The organism is Flavobacterium panacagri (assembly GCF_030378165.1).
Lineage (GTDB): Bacteria > Bacteroidota > Bacteroidia > Flavobacteriales > Flavobacteriaceae > Flavobacterium > Flavobacterium panacagri.
Genome location: NZ_CP119766.1, coordinates 1,757,252 through 1,774,526, shown reverse-complemented (window position 1 = coordinate 1,774,526; position 17,275 = coordinate 1,757,252). Strand labels below are relative to the sequence as shown.

The 17,275-nt window shown below is 33.6% G+C and carries 13 protein-coding genes; 8 read left to right on the top strand and 5 right to left on the bottom strand.

The window, feature by feature from the left end:
• Positions 1-124: 124 nt before the first annotated feature.
• The gene (locus tag P2W65_RS08030) at positions 125-5,812 is read right to left on the bottom strand and encodes an alpha-2-macroglobulin family protein (RefSeq protein ID WP_289664757.1); all 5,688 of its coding nucleotides are present in this window, start codon (positions 5,810-5,812) and stop codon (positions 125-127) included.
• Positions 5,813-6,154: 342 nt separating this feature from the next.
• On the opposite strand from P2W65_RS08030, the gene P2W65_RS08025 reads away from it, so the two are divergent.
• Positions 6,155-6,688: a hypothetical protein gene (locus tag P2W65_RS08025; RefSeq protein WP_289664756.1), complete on the top strand. Its 534-nt coding sequence runs from the start codon at positions 6,155-6,157 to the stop codon at positions 6,686-6,688.
• A 27-nt stretch (positions 6,689-6,715) separates the two neighbouring features.
• Here the strand turns inward: P2W65_RS08025 and P2W65_RS08020 are convergent, their stop codons facing one another.
• Genes P2W65_RS08020 through P2W65_RS08010 form a run of 3 tightly spaced genes read right to left on the bottom strand, consistent with a single transcriptional unit; the run spans position 6,716 to position 8,958 of the window.
• A complete protein-coding gene (locus P2W65_RS08020; protein WP_289664755.1) occupies positions 6,716-7,348 on the bottom strand; it encodes a hypothetical protein in 633 nt (210 codons plus the stop codon).
• An 11-nt stretch (positions 7,349-7,359) separates the two neighbouring features.
• On the bottom strand, positions 7,360-7,803 hold the full coding sequence (locus P2W65_RS08015) for a nucleoside deaminase (RefSeq protein WP_179003192.1): 444 nt from the start codon (positions 7,801-7,803) through the stop codon (positions 7,360-7,362).
• A gap of 42 nt (positions 7,804-7,845) precedes the next feature.
• On the bottom strand, positions 7,846-8,958 hold the full coding sequence (locus P2W65_RS08010) for a Fic family protein (RefSeq protein ID WP_289664753.1): 1,113 nt from the start codon (positions 8,956-8,958) through the stop codon (positions 7,846-7,848).
• A gap of 451 nt (positions 8,959-9,409) precedes the next feature.
• On the opposite strand from P2W65_RS08010, the gene P2W65_RS08005 reads away from it, so the two are divergent.
• From P2W65_RS08005 to P2W65_RS07985, 5 genes are all read left to right on the top strand, one after another.
• Positions 9,410-10,105 (top strand): energy transducer TonB, encoded by a 696-nt coding sequence (locus tag P2W65_RS08005; RefSeq protein WP_289664751.1) that lies wholly within the window; start codon positions 9,410-9,412, stop codon positions 10,103-10,105.
• 96 nt (positions 10,106-10,201) lie between these two features.
• Positions 10,202-11,062, top strand: coding sequence for an energy transducer TonB (locus tag P2W65_RS08000; protein ID WP_289664750.1), 861 nt, complete (start codon positions 10,202-10,204; stop codon positions 11,060-11,062).
• Positions 11,059-11,946, top strand: a complete 888-nt coding sequence (locus P2W65_RS07995) for a hypothetical protein (RefSeq protein ID WP_289664748.1) — start codon at positions 11,059-11,061, stop codon at positions 11,944-11,946. Before P2W65_RS08000 ends, P2W65_RS07995 begins: the two co-directional genes overlap by 4 nt.
• A gap of 67 nt (positions 11,947-12,013) precedes the next feature.
• On the top strand, positions 12,014-13,801 hold the full coding sequence (locus P2W65_RS07990; protein ID WP_289664746.1) for a 1-deoxy-D-xylulose-5-phosphate synthase: 1,788 nt from the start codon (positions 12,014-12,016) through the stop codon (positions 13,799-13,801).
• 31 nt (positions 13,802-13,832) lie between these two features.
• Positions 13,833-14,834: a DUF3078 domain-containing protein gene (locus P2W65_RS07985; protein ID WP_289664745.1), complete on the top strand. Its 1,002-nt coding sequence runs from the start codon at positions 13,833-13,835 to the stop codon at positions 14,832-14,834.
• Between the two features lie 73 nt (positions 14,835-14,907).
• Here P2W65_RS07985 and P2W65_RS07980 read toward each other — a convergent pair whose 3' ends face one another.
• Complete coding sequence (locus P2W65_RS07980; protein WP_289664744.1) at positions 14,908-16,254, bottom strand: deoxyguanosinetriphosphate triphosphohydrolase; 1,347 nt, start codon at positions 16,252-16,254, stop codon at positions 14,908-14,910.
• Positions 16,255-16,723: 469 nt separating this feature from the next.
• Here P2W65_RS07980 and P2W65_RS25410 point away from each other — a divergent pair, with 469 nt between their 5' ends.
• The gene (locus P2W65_RS25410; protein ID WP_353511557.1) at positions 16,724-16,906 is read left to right on the top strand and encodes a type II toxin-antitoxin system RelE/ParE family toxin; all 183 of its coding nucleotides are present in this window, start codon (positions 16,724-16,726) and stop codon (positions 16,904-16,906) included.
• Between the two features lie 59 nt (positions 16,907-16,965).
• Complete coding sequence (locus tag P2W65_RS07970) at positions 16,966-17,265, top strand: helix-turn-helix domain-containing protein (protein WP_289664743.1); 300 nt, start codon at positions 16,966-16,968, stop codon at positions 17,263-17,265.
• Positions 17,266-17,275 lie beyond the last annotated feature (10 nt).

The following is a 17,275-nucleotide window of genomic DNA, read 5'->3' as shown; positions in this document are numbered from 1 at the left end:
TAATTATTTAACCGCAAAGACGCTAAGTTATTCGCAAAGTTCGCTAAGTTTTTTACTCGCAGATTCCGCAGATTATGCAGATTTTTATTTTTATCTGCTTGATCTGCAAAATCTGCGGGAGACTTTATTTAACAACTTCAACCCAGAAACCTTTTGTTCGTGCCAAGAATGTATTGTCATACATCGCTTCGCATTGCAATCCAGGTAAATAATAATTCCCTAAATAAGATGCATTCAGCAGAATACGGAAAACTTTTGTTTCTCTGGCTTTCATTCCGAAATAGAAATTCGTTCTATCGTCACGAATGTCAATATAATCAGCGATGTTGTTTACAGCATCTCCGTAATCTGTGAAACGAGTGTTTACAATTTCGAATCCTGATGGCAGAATCTGTGATAACGCCACATTTTGAACACTTTCTCCTCTTTGATTTTTAACGGTAACCTCGGCAACAAATTCAGTTCCCTGATTAATTCTTGAAACATTGATTATACTTCCTTTTCTATTTTTGAAAACAATTGAAGCTGAAACATCACTTTGAACTGCATTTTCTTGACCAATTGGCAATATTCCTGTATTCAATATGCGAACATAAACGGTATTGTTTTTATTGTTTTTCAGAGTAATACTGTTTGTGCCAGAAGCAACAGACAAACTACGATCTGCAACTGACTTGCCAGTATTTATCGTCTCGCCTTTTCCGTTTTTACTAAACTGAATATTAATTCCTTTTGGGCCGTTGCTAACCGCAAATTTCGACATTGCATACAAGCAATAAGCCGTTGTCTGCGTACTCATCCACTGGTTAGCCGACATTTCTTTAGCTAATTTAGAAGCTGTTACAAATGCTTTTTGTTTCTGATCTAAAAGAAGCATTGTTTCTAAAGCCATAGCCCTGTTTCGTTCGCTAGAACCATAATAGTAATAACTGTAGCCATCTGAACTTCCATCAATACTAGTTTTCAAGAACAAACTTTGTCCAGCCGATTTTTGCCCTGCCAAAACATAAGCCGCAGCCAAACGAAGCATACTTTCGTTCGAAATTCCTTTTGTTTCACGCAATCTGTTCATTGAAGATAAATCGGCACTTCCTGCTAAAGCCAAAGTATACAATCTATAAGCCTGAGCTAAATCATTTCCATATTTAGGCTCAAAACGCCATTGTTTCGCTTCTTTCTGCTGATACGATAGCCATTTTGATTTGAAATTAATTGGCAATACATATCCTTTTTTCTCTGCCTCAATTAAGAAATGTCCAGCATAAGAAGTTCCCCAATCATCTGCAATTGCATTTCCCTGCCAGTAAGGCAATCCGCCGTTTGATAATTGGAAATTCCCTAATCTCGCAATTCCCGCTGCAATGTTTTTCTGAATCAAATCTTTGCGTTTCGCATCAATATCAGCCACGTCGCTTAAGTACAATTGAGGAAAAACCGAAGAAGTAGTCTGCTCTACACAACCATGCGGATATTGAATCAAGAATTGTAATCTTCCATTCAAATTCATTGATGGCATTGACGAAACTTCTAATCTTGCTTTGTTGCTTCCTGCAATTCCGAAAGTTTTCCATGAAATTGTTTTGGCACTATTTGGAGATAAAACAACATCTGTAAAAGTACTTGTAACTGGATTCGGATTTGTCATATCGATTTCAACATCATAAGTTGATTTCTCACTTCCAGATGTTGCAATTACCTGAACTTTTGCAATTCCCGTTGCTGCACCTACAACTAAATTGAAATACGCCATCTTTTCATCTGGCTGCGCAAAATTCAGTTTCTGAACAGCACTTCCAGCAACTTTTAATCCGTTGCTTGTTTTTACCTGAATTGTTACGTTTTTAATTTTGCTTTCAGTCGCAAAAACCGTAACCGGAAGTGTCACTTTTTCTGATGGCGAAATCTTTCTAGGTAACGAAGCCAATACCATCAGCGGACTCTTAACCTGTGTCGCTTTTTCTACACTTCCGTAAGCGCTTGTATTTGCATCTCCCGCTACTACCATTGTTCGAACCGAACCAATGTATTTTGGGAGTTTTAATTCATGTGATTTCGTTTCTCCTTTACCTAATTTAAATGGCCCGTAATACAATACTACAGGTTTAAAGCGATTGGCTTTTTTGGCTTTTCCGCCTCCTAAATCCTGATCTCCACCAATACTGAAAATCTGATTTATTTTTCCGCCATAAGCACCAATTACATCATCATAAACATCCCAGGTTTTTACTCCAAGTGCCTCACGAACATAGAAACTATCCCAGGCATTTGGTGTTTTAAAACGAGTTAAATCCAAAAGTCCTTCATCAACAACCGCAATCGTATACGTCATTTCTTTACCTGATTTCTCTCCAACTTTTACTGTGAACGGCTGTTCTGGCCTTAATACATCTGGCATGTTCAGAGTTGGTGCTAAAATCGTGTTTTTATCCACCACTTCAATTGGAACAATTCCGTACATACGAATTGGCGAATCGTTTTTAGTTGTCGCGTGAGGCTGTAGCAATGTAATATTAAAATAAACATTTGGCGCCATTGCTCCAGTAATTGGAACCTCAACTTTTGTTTCTCCTTTTTTTGTTTCTGCCCAAATGGTTTGTACCACTCTTGAGCCATTTTCAACAGAAATCAAGGCACGTCCGCCTTCACTAGAAGGGAAAGAAATCTGAGCTTTTTCTCCAACGGCATAATTCTTTTTATCTGTAGAAAAAACTAACATATTAGCTGTTGAAGCATCTCTGTTACGTGTTTTTCCAGACCAGATTGGCCAATCGATATTTACGGTTAGAGCAGTTGCATGACCGTCGTTTGTGTCTTCAACACGAATTAAATAACGTCCCCATTCTTCATCGGTTAAAGCAAATTGAAAGCTTCCTTTTCCGCTTGAATCGGTATTTATTACAATCGATTTATAAGCTGTTGTTGAATTTGATGAATTGTAATTCGACAAATTATCACTTGATGAATCCCACCACCATCTCCAATCTACTTTGTAAATTCTGACTTCCAGATTTCTAACTGCTTTTGGTCTTCCGTTTTCATCAACTGTAACTACTTCAAAACGATTATTTGTTCTCGTTTCAAGCATATTATACTTATTTAATTCCGGTGTTTTTAATCCAACATACGTTTGGTATGGAGAATAGGTTGTCGACATAACATCCGTACTAAAATCTCCTCCTTCTTCATATACTTTTGTAATGAACGAAGCACGCAACATTCCTGGCGCCTGACCTTGTAATCTTGGTTGAATATTTACAGATGCTTTCCCGCTTTCATTTAATTTTCCTGAAAAAACATTGATTTCTTCTGTACTAAATTGACGAACGATATCATCAAAACTATATTTTTCATATCCTTTAAATGTCGTCGTTTGCTGTGAGAATTTAGCCTGCATTTCTACATTCAAATTCTTAGCTATTGCGCCATGAAGCCAAGTTACTTCAAGATTATCTGTATTTGGATAAGAAGCCGAAAGGGTTTTTCTGCTAAATGTATTTTTAATTTTTAAGCGATTTGGTTTAATCGTTTCAATTTTAATGCTTTTATAAAACTTAGCACCACCAACACTTACCATCGCTTCCCAATTTCCTGTTGGAGCGTCTTGATTTGTTGGCACTACAAAAGCATAATGATTTAAATCGTTTGTTCTTTGAACAGTTTGATAAACCGTTTTTCCATTCGGATCGTTTAATCTGAATTTAATTGGATGTGATTTCGGAAGTTTATTGGCAGCATCATTTAAAATGAAAGACAAATACAAATTATCTCCCGGACGCCAAACGCCTCTTTCTCCATAAATAAATCCTTTAAGTCCTTTCTGCAAAGTTTCGCCGGCAACATCAAAATTACTAACAGATAACGAAAGTCCGTCATCCAATTTTACGTAAGTCGATTGGTCTCCCAAAGTTACAATAGCAAAATAAGCAAATTTGTCTAATTGGAAAGAAGCAATTCCTTCACTGCTTGTCGCTTCTGTTGCTATTTTCTGTTGTTGAAAATTATACAAATCCACTCTCGCATTCGAAACAGGTTCAGTTGTAACGATATTATTTACAGCAAATAAATACGATTTGTTCTCGCCTCTTTTGGCAATTACTCCTAAATCCGAAGCTAAAATATTGGTCGCAATTCTTGCATTGTAATAATACGAACCTGTACAAGGATCTTGACTTTCTCTCCAATCGTAATCATCGTAGTAATAATAATCGTCGTAAGAGTTGCCGCTGTAGTTTACATCATTTTCATCTACTTCCTCCTCTTCTGCTTCCTCATCATTTCCATCAGATGTTTCACATTTATAAAGCGAGTATTTCTTTTTATAGACAAACTCCACTCTATAAATCGCTCCTGGTTCTGGTTTGATAATTTTAGATAAATCCAAAGCATACGTATTCCATTTAGTGAGGTTTACGAGCGTGCTTTCTCTTAAATTGAGTGTAGTTTTAGCAATTGGCTGTGCTACTTTTTTAAGATTTTGTCCGCCGTTTAATTCGTTGTACTGCAAAAACTGCAGGATATTGTTTTTGTAAATTTTATAGACTTTTACATCAACAGCGCTTAAGTTTACGGCTTCAAAATTTAGTTTTAGATTGTTGGAACTTGGCAGAATCGTTCCATTTTTTACAAAACGGATATTTGGTTTTATCTGGTCAAAGGATATTTTCTCCGAATAATTTGATTCTAATTTTTTACCATACTGACTTTCGATTCCTTCAAAAACTTCCAATAATAATTCGCCAGTTACGACTTGTTCAGGTTGCTCATCTGGCACATATTCAACAGCATCCTCTACAACTGCAACAGCTGACTCTACTGCAACAGCTGCCGAATCAATCACAACAGCAGCTGAATCTACTGCAACCTCAACAGGTTCTGTAACAGCGACTGCCACAGGTTCTTCTTTTTTAGGTGTATTTTGATTGGTAAAATATACTTTTAGTAAATTCCCTTGAGTCGAAAATTTCAAGTTATTGGTATTTTGAATCGAAACTAATCCGGCAAAATCCTGTCCTTTTTCTAAAGGTTCCGAAAAATTAATTAAAACCTGTTGATTGTTTCCATCTGGAACTTCAACCTTAATCACTTTAAATTCGTTGATACTTGTAATCGGGAAATCGATTTGTCCTTTCTGGTCAATATCAAAATCATTTCCATCATAAATAATTTCTAAGTTTGAAGCTTCTGACTGACGTTGAATACTGTCAATTATAAAACGAAACTCTTTTGCAAGCCCATTCGTTTTCTCAAACTTAATTTTAAGATTATTTCCATTATGTTTGGCCTCAACCAGCTTTTGGGCCGTTTCTAAATCAATATTATCTGCTGTTTTCAAAACGCAGTTTAAGTATTGATATTCCTTGCTGTAGGATTGAATATCGCCTGTATTGATCGTAAAATCCTGTTTTACCGTTTTAACTGTAAAATTGAATTTGGAAAGTTCCTTTTCTTTCTCTTTTGGAATAGCAGTCAGTTTATCTAAGTTTAAAGTAACCTGATATTCTGTTCCCATTTTGAGTTTTTTCTCTGGAATAAAAGCTAAGGTATTGGTTGAAAGTGCAACGACTTTTCCGCTCACGCTTGGCGAAATATCAAACAAATCATCGTCTAATTCTTGATTGGGTTTCCAATCATTTTTATCAAAAGCCAAAACCACACGAATATCAGAATCTGAGGAAACAATTCCCCCAGTAAAACTGGTTATGTAATCTTTAAACAATGAAAAATCCGAATTGAAATCAGCAGCCGATTTTCTACCACAGGATTGAAAAATAAAAAACACAAAAAATACGAGAGCTAAACCTTTTACTTTCACTTTTATCTAGAGTTAATTGGTTAACAAATAAAAAAATAATGTCATTTACCGCTAAAAGTCATAACAGCAAACTACAAATTATATTACAATAAAAGTAAATTATTTTTTGAATTATTTAAGAAGAAAATTCTCTATATTGATTATTTAACTTTTGTTGAAGCTTCTAATCTATTGTAGAGGTATTTAGGAGCTTATTCCAGCTATCCGCTATATCTTTTCCCTGCTAAAGAAGCAGTAAAAAGGATGCCGCTTCTATCTGGGCTAGAGACCTATTTTCAAGAGACTTTTTTCTTTCATATCGTATGTAAAACAGTATATTCGCACAGAATCAAAATACAACTAATGCAAGAAAGAAGTTTTACAGAAAAGAAATTTGTAACCAACAATAAAAAGAAGGTTATCAATATCTTGTATTTGATAACCTTCTTAATTTCTATTACTTTTATTGATTACTATTTATTGCCTAAAACAAGTGCAAACGATACTATTGACTATTATATTGAGAATGTTGGAAAAAACAGAAATGGGCGTTCAAAAAATATAGTTTCTTATAATTATTACACCAAAAAACGAAATTCCTTTTCAACTAAAAATTTTCTTGTAGAGGAAGATGCTATAGAAATCGAATATACACTATTATTAAAAAGCGTCACAGCCGTTAAATCAAAAGATGCAGATTATACAAAATATCTCATTAATGGTTTAAATCCTAACGGAATTGAGTTATATTGCTGTTTTGTAATTCTTATCTCTGTAGCTTTAAGTTTAAAAATACTGCTTTCGAAAAAAGCCGTTTCTGAAAATACATTTTACAATATTATCTGTTTCAATGGCTTTCTCTTATTTGTAACTTTTTACATGATGTCTCTATTTTAAACTGAGAAATCTTCATGCTTTTAACTTTTAAAGCTCCGTTCCTAGTTTTGACAGAACTTTATCTAGCTCATCAAAATGTTCCTGACTTGCAGATGAATAAAAAATTTGGTAATTACTCATTATTACAATTACATCATCATCGTGATTGCCATAGAAATTAATTCCTTCTGCCCATTGTTTAAAAGACACGCCTTTATTTTTAAAATTCTCTTTAATAAAAGCCAATTCATTATCCTCTACTTCATAAAAACACTCCGAAGTATATTCTAAAGCAAAACCAGCCTGAAGACATGCCATCGCTTTAAAAAAGTCCAGTAGAGTTTCTGTTTCCTTTTTCCATTCTTTATCATCATAACTCATATAAACCGGCGGATTCGGTTTTGACAAATCATCTTTATGAATTCCCCAAACGCAAACTCGTTGATTTTCCGAATAAAAAATCAGATAATCATCGTGCTGAAAATATTGGAAACGCTCTGGTATTATTAATGAATCTTGTGTGTGATTCAATCTTTCAATTTTACCTAACTCTATATAATAATCAAGTAATACTTCTGGAAGTTGTCCAAAAATATCTTTTACAACCTGCATTTCACTTTCTGTGAAACCATTAAGCTCAGTAATTTTAAAGAGTCTTTTTATTGTTGAGAAATCCGTCATGATAATTAGTATTATTTGCGTCTTTCAAGAAAAAAACGTTTCATTAAATCAGCCGCTTCATTGGCCATAACGCCCGAAACCACAGTAGTTTTTGGATGCAGTTTTGTTCCCATGTTTAGAAATCCGCGCTGTTCGTCTCTAGCTCCAAAAACAATTTTAGAAATCTGGCTCCAATACAAAGCTCCTGCACACATTTGGCAAGGTTCAAGTGTTACGTAAAGGGTACAATCTTTTAAATATTTTCCGCCAAGAAAATTTGCAGCGGCAGTTATAGATTGCATTTCGGCATGTGCCGTTACATCATTCAGCAATTCTGTCAAATTATGACTTCTTGCAATAACTTTATCTGCCACAACAATTACAGCTCCAACAGGAATTTCGCCTTTTTCAAAAGCCATTTCAGCTTCCTGCAAAGCTTTTTTCATAAAATATTCGTCGGTAAAAGGATTTATCATAGTTGCAAAAATAAGATTTTGGAATGATTTTATCCGATTAGATTATTCTGTAGCCGATAAATTCAAATCATATGATCTATTTCTACCTTCCCCTTTTGGCATTAAAATGTTCTTCTCTGTTAAATCTTGTAAGTCTCTTGTAGCAGTAGCTCTTGACGTTTTTGTAATAGAAACATATTTTATGGCTGTCATCCCTCCCTGAAAACCAGCAGTACCATTTTCAAACATTCTGAGAACAACTTTTATTTGTCTTTCGTTCATTTGATTTTTAAACTGGTTTATGAATCTACTTTTATTTAATGTAAACAGCACAATTTGCTTCGCATTTTTTTGAGATTCTAAAATCAGATTTGAAAAATAAAAAATCCAATCTGTAACATCATTAGTTCGCTGCGCTTGTTTTAAAGATTCATAATATTTTTTCTTACTTTTTTCAATTGTACTTGAAATACTCATTAAAACTGGTCGATTTAATGATTCTGAAAGACATTTTTCAGCTATAGCTCTTCCTATTCTGCCATTCCCATCTTCAAAAGGATGAACACTTTCAAAATACAAATGAGAGATTGAAGTTTTAATCAATGCTTTTTTTATATCATTAGGTTTTACTCCAAAATTATGATACCATTTAATAAATTTTTCCATTTCAGCAGGCACATGATGAGATGGAGGTGCTTCAAAATGAATAGTTTCTTTACCATAAGACCCTGAAATAATTTGCATTGGTTCTTCTCCAATTCTATATTTCCCCGGACTAACACGCCTTGAGTATTCCATTAAAATGTAATGCCACTTTTTTATTATAGATTCACTCAATTTTTCAGAATAAGAATTTCTTACCGTTACCATTAATTTTCCAATTCCTTGAGCATTTTTGTCTCTAATTTGATCAAAAACATCCGCAATCCCTAAATTCTTTTTTATAGAAGACATGATATCCTGCCTGCTGAAAAATTCACCCTCAATTTCAGAAGTTTTCATCGCTTCGGAAATCATAAATTGCAAAATAGTATCTTGTTGAATTGCAGATGGTAGAGAATCGACTAAACCTTTTACCTCTCCCATTTCAAATGCAAATTCAACACATAACGAGTCTATTACAGAATCATCATAAACAAAATTTTCCCAATTTGGTAATTGCCAATTATATTTCATGATGCACTTTTATAAAATAATCGCCTCAAATATAGTCATTTTATGAGGCAATTAATAAAAACAATCGCCTCATTTATTAGTTATTCCTATAAAAAACTTACAAATAAATAAAAGATACTTATGTTTAATTTTATTACATTTAAATTTTGATATTCAACTCATGTATAAAAAATACAAATTATCGATTCCTGAACCTTGTACAGAAAACTGGGACAAAATGATTCCGAATAAGGATGGTCGATTTTGTTTGAGTTGCTCAAAAACAGTTGTCGATTTTACCGAAATGCTGCCAGAAGAAATTCAGCATTTTTTTGTTCAAAATCAAAACAACAATATCTGCGGAAGAATACGAAAATCTCAATTAGATTCGATAACAATCCAAATTCCGAGCAGTATTGTTTATACACAAACTTATTATCAAAAAATGTTTCTACTGGCTTTGTTTATTGCCATGGGAACGACTTTATTTAGCTGTCAGGATAAAGATGGAAACAAACAAAAAATCGACAAAATTGAAATAATTGAAGATTCTGTTGTTCTAAAAAATAATGCTAACGAAAAGCATGAAATAACCACTAACAAATCTGAAACAGTTTCTGCAACAATTAAAGAAACAAAATCTGCAAAACGTAAAAAAGGTACAGTTCTAAAAAAGGAAAAAACCTTTTCTTTTTACAAAACAAAATGCGGACCAGCCATAGCTTACACAGATCTTTATGAAGACAATACGGTTTATGGAGGCATGGGAATTGATGTTTTACCTGATTATCCAGGAGGAATAAATATATTTTACGAAAATTTTAAATCAGAATATAAAATACCCAAAGAGCTAAAAAAATCTACTGGAGTAATAAAAATGTCCTTCGTTATTGAAAAAGATGGAAGTGTAAGTGAAATAAAAAGTATTGAGGATCTCGGTTTTGGAACTGGCGAAGAAGCCACCAGGGTTTTGAAAAAATCTGTTAAATGGACTCCAGGGGAAACTAATGGAAGAAAAGTTAGAACTTTTTACAATCTACCTATTACTCTTGAACTCGACACTTTGAATCCCAAAAAAAGAAAAAGAAAATTTTCAAAAATCACTTCAATACAAATTTTTAAAACCGGAGAGAGCACAGAACAAACAGAATTAGCTGTAAAACCGTAAAGGATCGTACCTTTTAGAAATCCCGTTGAAATATTTTTTAGCAAAACAATTCTTAGCATTTATTTTTTATTACATTTATTTCTCGGATCTCTAGAAATGGAAAGAAAATACAAGATAGCTATACCAGAGCCCTGCCATGAAGACTGGAATAAAATGATACCAACTGAAAGTGGTCGTTTCTGCATGAGCTGTTGTAAAACAGTTATTGATTTTACTGCTATGTCTTCTGAAGAAATCCAGCATTATATTACTCAAAATCAAAATAATAAAATTTGTGGCAGATTTAAAAAATCACAGTTAGATACTATTACAATTCAAATCCCAGATCGTGTTTTATATTCACAAACCCATTATCATAAAATGTTTTTACTGGCATTATTTATTACAATGGGAACTACCTTGTTTAGTTGTCAGGGTAAAGATGGAAACAAGAAAAAAATTGATAAAATTGAAATTGTGGAAGCTAGTCTGCCAAAGAAATCTGTTCAAAAATCAAATGACACCTTAAAAGAGGCAACTCCTCCGCTAATCGTACCAAAAATTAAAGATCCTCCTAATGTAAAAGTTCACTACGTAGTATCAGGAGGATTGCAAATAATTGAAGAGCCTCAAATTAGTGAACCCATTGATTATGATGCTGTTTTTGAAAGTTTTAGCTTAGATGTTATTCCTGTTCCAGCGATTGGAATGGAAAAGTTTTATGCCTATGTTAAGGATAATTATGTTATTCCAAATGAAGCAGAAGATTCTGCAGGAAAAATTTATGTCTCATTTATCGTAGAAAAAGATGGCAGCTTAAGTACTTTCAAAATAATTAAAGATATTGGTTACGGAACTGGAGAGGAAGCAATTAGAGTATTGAAAATAGCCCCCAAATGGATTCCTGGAAAGTTAAATGATCAAATAGTCCGAACATCTTTTAAATTACCATTTACAATTTCAATGAGACAACAATGATAAACTCTAAACACAAAATAACCATTCCGAAACCCTGCCAGGAAAACTGGAATAAAATGACGCCAACTGAAAGTGGTCGTTTCTGCATGAGCTGTTCTAAAACAGTTGTTGATTTTACTTTGATGCTTCCTGAACAAATTCAGCATTTTTTCATTCAAAATCAAAATGAGAAAATTTGTGGCAGATTTAGAAAATCGCAGCTAGATGCAATTATAATTCAAATTCCAAATAGAGTGTTATACACACAAACTAACTATTCTAAAATGTTTCTTTTAGCCTTATTTATTGCTATGGGAACCACTTTGTTTAGTTGCCAAAATAAAGAAGGTAAAAAACAAAAAATTGATACAGTTGAAGTGGTAAAAGATTCTGATTCCAAATCACATACATCTGTTGAGCAAGCTTCTTCCTATTATGATTCTCTGCATCCTGCAGTTCCACCACCATCAGCATCAAAAACTGACGGTCATAAATCTGCAAAACCAACAGAAAACGACAACCTAAAATCAGAAAAGATTTCAGGTTCAGAATCACAAAAAACAACTAACAAGAAAAACAGTTCATCAAAAGAGCAGCCTATATATGTTAGCGGTGAAGTAGTATATGAAACCAACGCAGAATTCCCAGGCGGTATTGATCAATTCTACACTTTTTTTGCAAAAGAATTTAAAAGACCCGAAGATTCAGACGCTACAAAAACAAGACTCGCTTTTGCTGTGGAAAAAAATGGTTCTGTATCGTTTCTCGAATGCTCACCTTCGGTTGATCAAGCAATCGAAAATGAAATTATCCGAGTTTTAAAATTATGCCCTAAATGGCAACCGGGGCAATCTGACGGTAAAAAAGTAAAAAGACAATATTCTTTACCTATTACGCTGCAATAGTAATTCCTATAACATATCTCGTCGCTAAAATTAAATTTAAAACCGTAAATTTGCTTTTTTCCTTACAATGAAAAGCGATTTACTTTCCAACATATACAATCCAGCCGATTTACGTCTTTTAAAAGAAGAACAGCTTACTCAAGTTGCGCAGGAATTACGCCAATTTATTATTGATGTAGTTTCGGTAAAAGAAGGGCATTTGGGTGCTAGTTTGGGCGTTGTCGAATTGACAATTGCACTTCATTATGTTTTTAATACTCCCGAAGATTTGTTGGTTTGGGATGTAGGTCATCAGGCTTACGGTCATAAAATCTTAACTGAAAGAAGAGAAATTTTTCATACCAACAGACAAATAGATGGAATTTCTGGTTTTCCAAAAAGAACAGAAAGCATCTATGACACTTTTGGAGTTGGACATTCTTCTACTTCTATTTCTGCGGCACTCGGAATGGCAATTGCTTCTAAACTAAAAGGTGATTCAGACAAACAGCATATTGCAGTAATCGGCGATGCTTCGATTGCAAGCGGAATGGCTTTTGAAGGTTTAAATCACGCCGGAGTTACAGATGCTAATATTCTGGTAATTTTAAACGACAATGCGATCGGAATAGACCCAAGTGTTGGTGCCTTAAAAAAATATTTAACTGCTGTTAAAAACGGAAAAAATCCGAGACAGAACAATATTATAAAGTCTCTTAATTTCGATTATTCTGGTCCAATTGACGGACATGATTTTCCCACATTAATCAAAGAATTAAACCGATTAAAAAAGATAAAAGGACCTAAATTTCTTCATATTGTCACTACAAAAGGAAAAGGTTTACAACAGGCTGAAGAAAATCAGGTGAAATATCATGCGCCTGGAAAATTCGATGCTTCGACTGGAGAAATTCATTTAAAGTATGAAGAAAATCTTCCTCCAAAATATCAAGATGTTTTTGGTTTAACTATTTTAGATTTAGCCAAAAAGAATGAAAAAATAATTGGAATCACACCTGCAATGCCATCAGGAAGTTCATTGAAATTTATGATGGACGAACTGCCGGAACGTGCTTTTGATGTTGGAATTGCAGAACAGCATGCTGTAACACTAGCGGCTGGAATGGCAACCCAAGGCATGATTGTTTATTGTAATATTTACTCGACCTTTTTACAGCGTGCCTACGATCAGGTTATTCATGATGTTGCTTTACAGGATTTACCCGTTATTTTCTGCTTAGACCGAGCTGGATTAGTTGGAGAAGACGGTGCAACACATCACGGTGTTTTTGATATTGCATATCTGCGTTCGATTCCAAATATGATGATCTATGCGCCTTTAAACGAAATTGAACTGCAAAACATTTTATACACTGTTCAGCTGGAATTAAACCATCCAATTGCCATTCGTTATCCAAGAGGGCGAGGCGTAATTGTAAATTGGGAGGTAGAAAATTTCGGACATTATGAAAAAATTAAAATTGGTCAAGCAAAATGCTTAAAAGATGGTACGAAAATTGCTGTTCTGTCGGCCGGAACAATTGGAAATAATGTTATCGAAGCTTTAAAAGAATCAGCCCATTCTGAAACTATTGCTCATTACAACTTTAGCTTTATTAAACCTTTAGACATCAAAACATTAAAACATATTTTTTCAAACTTCGAAAGTATTATCACAATCGAAGACGGAGTTAAAAATGGTGGGTTTGGAAGTTCTATTTTAGAGTTTGCGGCATCAAATAATTTCAAAAACAATATTGAAATTCTGGGTGTTCCTGACACATTTATTGAGCATGGGACAGTAAGTCAATTGCAACAAATCTGCAATATTGACGTTAAAAGTTTAGTAAACCTTTTTTCTAACCGTTCAAAATAATTATTTTGCGATACCAAAAAAAAATTACCTAATGAAATTATTGCGTTCTACCCTTTTATTATTATTCCTATTATCTGCCTCGAGTGGTTTTTCCCAGATTATACAAACGACTTTGAGTCCGAATCAAGCTCCAAAACCGCCATCCAATTGGTCAAAAAAGAATCAACTTGGTTTTGATATTTCTGAAATTGCTTTTGTGAACTGGAGTGCCGGGGGAACAAGTTCTATTTCAGGTTTATTTAAAGGAGAATTTGGAAGAACTTACATAAAGAAAAACCATAAATGGGTAAACGAGCTTATTGTAAAGTATGGCCTAAACAAACAAGACGGAACTGAACTAAGAAAAACAGACGACGCTCTTCAGTTTAACTCGACTTACGGGTTTAGAAAAGATACAGCCTCGAACTGGTATTACTCTTCAAAATTAAACTTCAATACTCAGTTTACAAACGGTTATAATTATCCAAACAGAGATATTGCAATCTCTAAACCTTTTGCCCCAGCGTATATCTTTCTGGGAGCCGGAGCTGAGAATGCTAATAAAGCTAAAAACAGAGTTTTTTACTTCTCTCCTATTACGTTAAAGACTACTTTAGTACTAGATCAATATCTTGCTAATCAAGGTTCTTTCGGGGTTAAAAAGGCGATTTATGCAGCCGATCCTCTTGATCCTACACAGCAAATATTAATTGAAGAAGGTCAAAAGGTAAAAGCCGAATTTGGTATCCTTTTTACCGCTTACATGAAAAATGAAATCTATAAAAACGTTTTCTACGAAAACAGATTAAGTTTATATACTGATTATCTAAATAAATTTGGAAATGTCGATATCGATTATGATACTCGTCTGGATCTTGTAGTAAATGCTTATGTAAAAGCAAATATTGGAGTTCACTTAATTTATGACGATGATATTAAAACAAAAAAAGATGTTGTTGATCCAACTACAGGAACAAAAACTCAAGTAAACGACGGCCCAAGAATGCAGTTAAGACAAGTTCTGGGAGTCGGTCTGGTTTATGCTTTCAAATAAATAAAGCAACTGCTGTAAAAAAAGCATCTTTTAGAATTCTAAAAGATGCTTTTCTATTTCAAGTAAAATGTATTTATCGTTTTTTCTGTCCCTGAATTGTTTCATACAATTCCAATGCATTTCCGTCTGTAAGTAATGAAACATAATGGCAGATGTGCAGCAAACGTTCATACAAATTCCCTTTATCTAAATGATGCTTTTCTGGAAGCATTTTCAAAATTAACTTGTCGTAATTCGAAGCTGTTCCTTCATATTTATTATTAAAAGCAGTTATAAATTTATCCAATAATGTTTGGATAATCTGATACCCTACAATTTCTTTCTCGATCACTTCACGGCTTTGATAGATCTTTTCAACGCTTAATTTGATGATATCATTCATCTGCGCTTTGTATTTACTCTTATCGGTTAAGGCATAAGGAAATTTGCCCGCCAGAATAGCTTCTTCATTTTCAATAAAAACCTCTACCGCATCATTAATTAAAGAACCAATGGCAAGCGCTCGCAGATAACTGATTCTATCTTCTTTAGTTTCTAGCGTTTTGTATTTAGCAACGCCAATATTATCTTTTACCAGTTTAATTAAATATTCTAAAGCATAATCTTCAGAAACTAAACCTAGGTTTATTCCGTCTTCAAAATCAATAATCGTATAACAAATATCGTCTGCTGCTTCCACTAAGTACGCTAAAGGATGTCTTTCAAAACCAATATTCTCTCCAGATTTATTGGCAATCATTCCCATATCTTTGGCTACTTCTTCAAAAAACAATTTATCCGATTGAAAGAAACCGTACTTTTTATCGGCAATATCATTGGTTGGCTTTTTCGGAAGGCTTTCTTTTGGATATTTCATAAAAGCCCCAAGAGTTGCATACGAAATACGAAGTCCTCCCTCAATTCCTGGACGGCTCGCTGTAAGAACCGAAAATCCGTTTGCATTTCCTTCAAAATCAATTAAATCCTGCCATTGTTTATCCGTCAACTGATTTCTAAATTTCAGTCCATTTCCGATAGAAAAATATTCCCCGATTGCTTTTTCTCCTGAATGCCCAAAAGGCGGATTTCCAATATCGTGTGCCAATGAAGCAGCCGCCACAATCGCACCGAAATCGTTCATATGATAACCGTGAATTTCTTTTAAATACGGATATTTCTCTATGATTTTCTTTCCAACCAAACGTCCAAGAGAACGTCCTACAACCGAAACTTCCAAACTGTGCGTTAAACGTGTATGTACGAAGTCGGTTTTAGAAAGTGGAATAACTTGTGTTTTATCTTGTAAACTTCTAAAAGCAGAGGAGAATATAATTCGGTCATAATCTACTTCAAAACCCAAACGAGTATCATCTTGTTCTACACGTAATCTTTTGCTTGTATCTCCCTGACGTTTTAAGGATAAAAGTTGTTCCCAGTTCATTTTTGAATTTTAGATTTCTGAATTTAGATTTTAGATTTTTCATCTAAACGTCAAAAATACGTTTTATTTTAGGATAAAAACAGGCTATAGATTAATTTGATTTAAGTTTTAGTGAGACCGAATTTAGTTATGATTCGTTTCGTTTTCACTTTCGCTGGCATTATTTTTTTTATTTGAAGCAGAAAATTTTCGGTTTCAAAATTACATCCAGTCCCGCTATCCGTTATATCTTTTCCTTGCTAAAGGAGCAAGAAAAAGGATGTCACTTCTATCGGGGCTAGACTAGAAATTTTTATTTTCATAAGAATTTACTTTAAATAATAAAATGCTTTTCATTTGCAAAATGTTCACTTTTAAGATAACTTTCTATATAACAAGAACAATCATATTTCATAAAAATCATTTCATTGAATTTTATCAGGCTCAAAATGAAAAAGTTAAATTGAAAATTCAGTACTTTCTTTAATTAATAAAACAAATTGATAGAGTTACTGAAAAAATTTTAAAACATATAGCAGACACTGACGGACTTTATGAAATAAGAATTGAAGTAAAATCAGATATTTATAGAATATTTTGTTGTTTCGACCAGAGAAAACTAGTGATTCTTTTTAATGGATTTCAAAAAAAATCACAAAAAACGCCAAAATAAGAATTAGATAGAGCAAAGAAATTAATGACTGAATATTTTCAACAAAAATAAATACCACTATGAAAAATTATAAAAACATAAAATCTTTTGATAATCTCATTGAAGTTGAGCATGGAAAAATTGGCAGCGAAAGCAGAAACCAATTTGAAGAAAAATCACAAATGTTCATTATTAGTGAAATGCTAAAAGAAGCCCGTAAAGAAGCTAATTTAACTCAAGAACAATTAGCAGACAAAACTGGTACTAAAAAAAGTTACATTTCAAAACTTGAAAATGGAAAAGGTAATGTCCAGCTTTCCACTCTAATTAGAATCTTTGAAATTGGCTTAAACAAAAAAGTCGGATTAACTTTTTTATAAAAAAGCACCC

What these genes read in the sequence shown, in the direction of transcription:
- P2W65_RS08015 (WP_179003192.1), bottom strand. Translation starts at nt 7,803, where the DNA reads ATGATAAATCCTTTTACCGACGAATATTTTATGAAAAAAGCTTTGCAG.
- P2W65_RS07980 (WP_289664744.1), bottom strand. Translation starts at nt 16,254, where the DNA reads ATGAACTGGGAACAACTTTTATCCTTAAAACGTCAGGGAGATACAAGC.
- P2W65_RS08005 (WP_289664751.1), top strand. Translation starts at nt 9,410, where the DNA reads ATGGGAACGACTTTATTTAGCTGTCAGGATAAAGATGGAAACAAACAA.
- P2W65_RS07985 (WP_289664745.1), top strand. Translation starts at nt 13,833, where the DNA reads ATGAAATTATTGCGTTCTACCCTTTTATTATTATTCCTATTATCTGCC.
- P2W65_RS07995 (WP_289664748.1), top strand. Translation starts at nt 11,059, where the DNA reads ATGATAAACTCTAAACACAAAATAACCATTCCGAAACCCTGCCAGGAA.
- P2W65_RS08000 (WP_289664750.1), top strand. Translation starts at nt 10,202, where the DNA reads ATGGAAAGAAAATACAAGATAGCTATACCAGAGCCCTGCCATGAAGAC.
- P2W65_RS07990 (WP_289664746.1), top strand. Translation starts at nt 12,014, where the DNA reads ATGAAAAGCGATTTACTTTCCAACATATACAATCCAGCCGATTTACGT.
- P2W65_RS08025 (WP_289664756.1), top strand. Translation starts at nt 6,155, where the DNA reads ATGCAAGAAAGAAGTTTTACAGAAAAGAAATTTGTAACCAACAATAAA.
- P2W65_RS08020 (WP_289664755.1), bottom strand. Translation starts at nt 7,348, where the DNA reads ATGACGGATTTCTCAACAATAAAAAGACTCTTTAAAATTACTGAGCTT.
- P2W65_RS08010 (WP_289664753.1), bottom strand. Translation starts at nt 8,958, where the DNA reads ATGAAATATAATTGGCAATTACCAAATTGGGAAAATTTTGTTTATGAT.
- P2W65_RS07970 (WP_289664743.1), top strand. Translation starts at nt 16,966, where the DNA reads ATGAAAAATTATAAAAACATAAAATCTTTTGATAATCTCATTGAAGTT.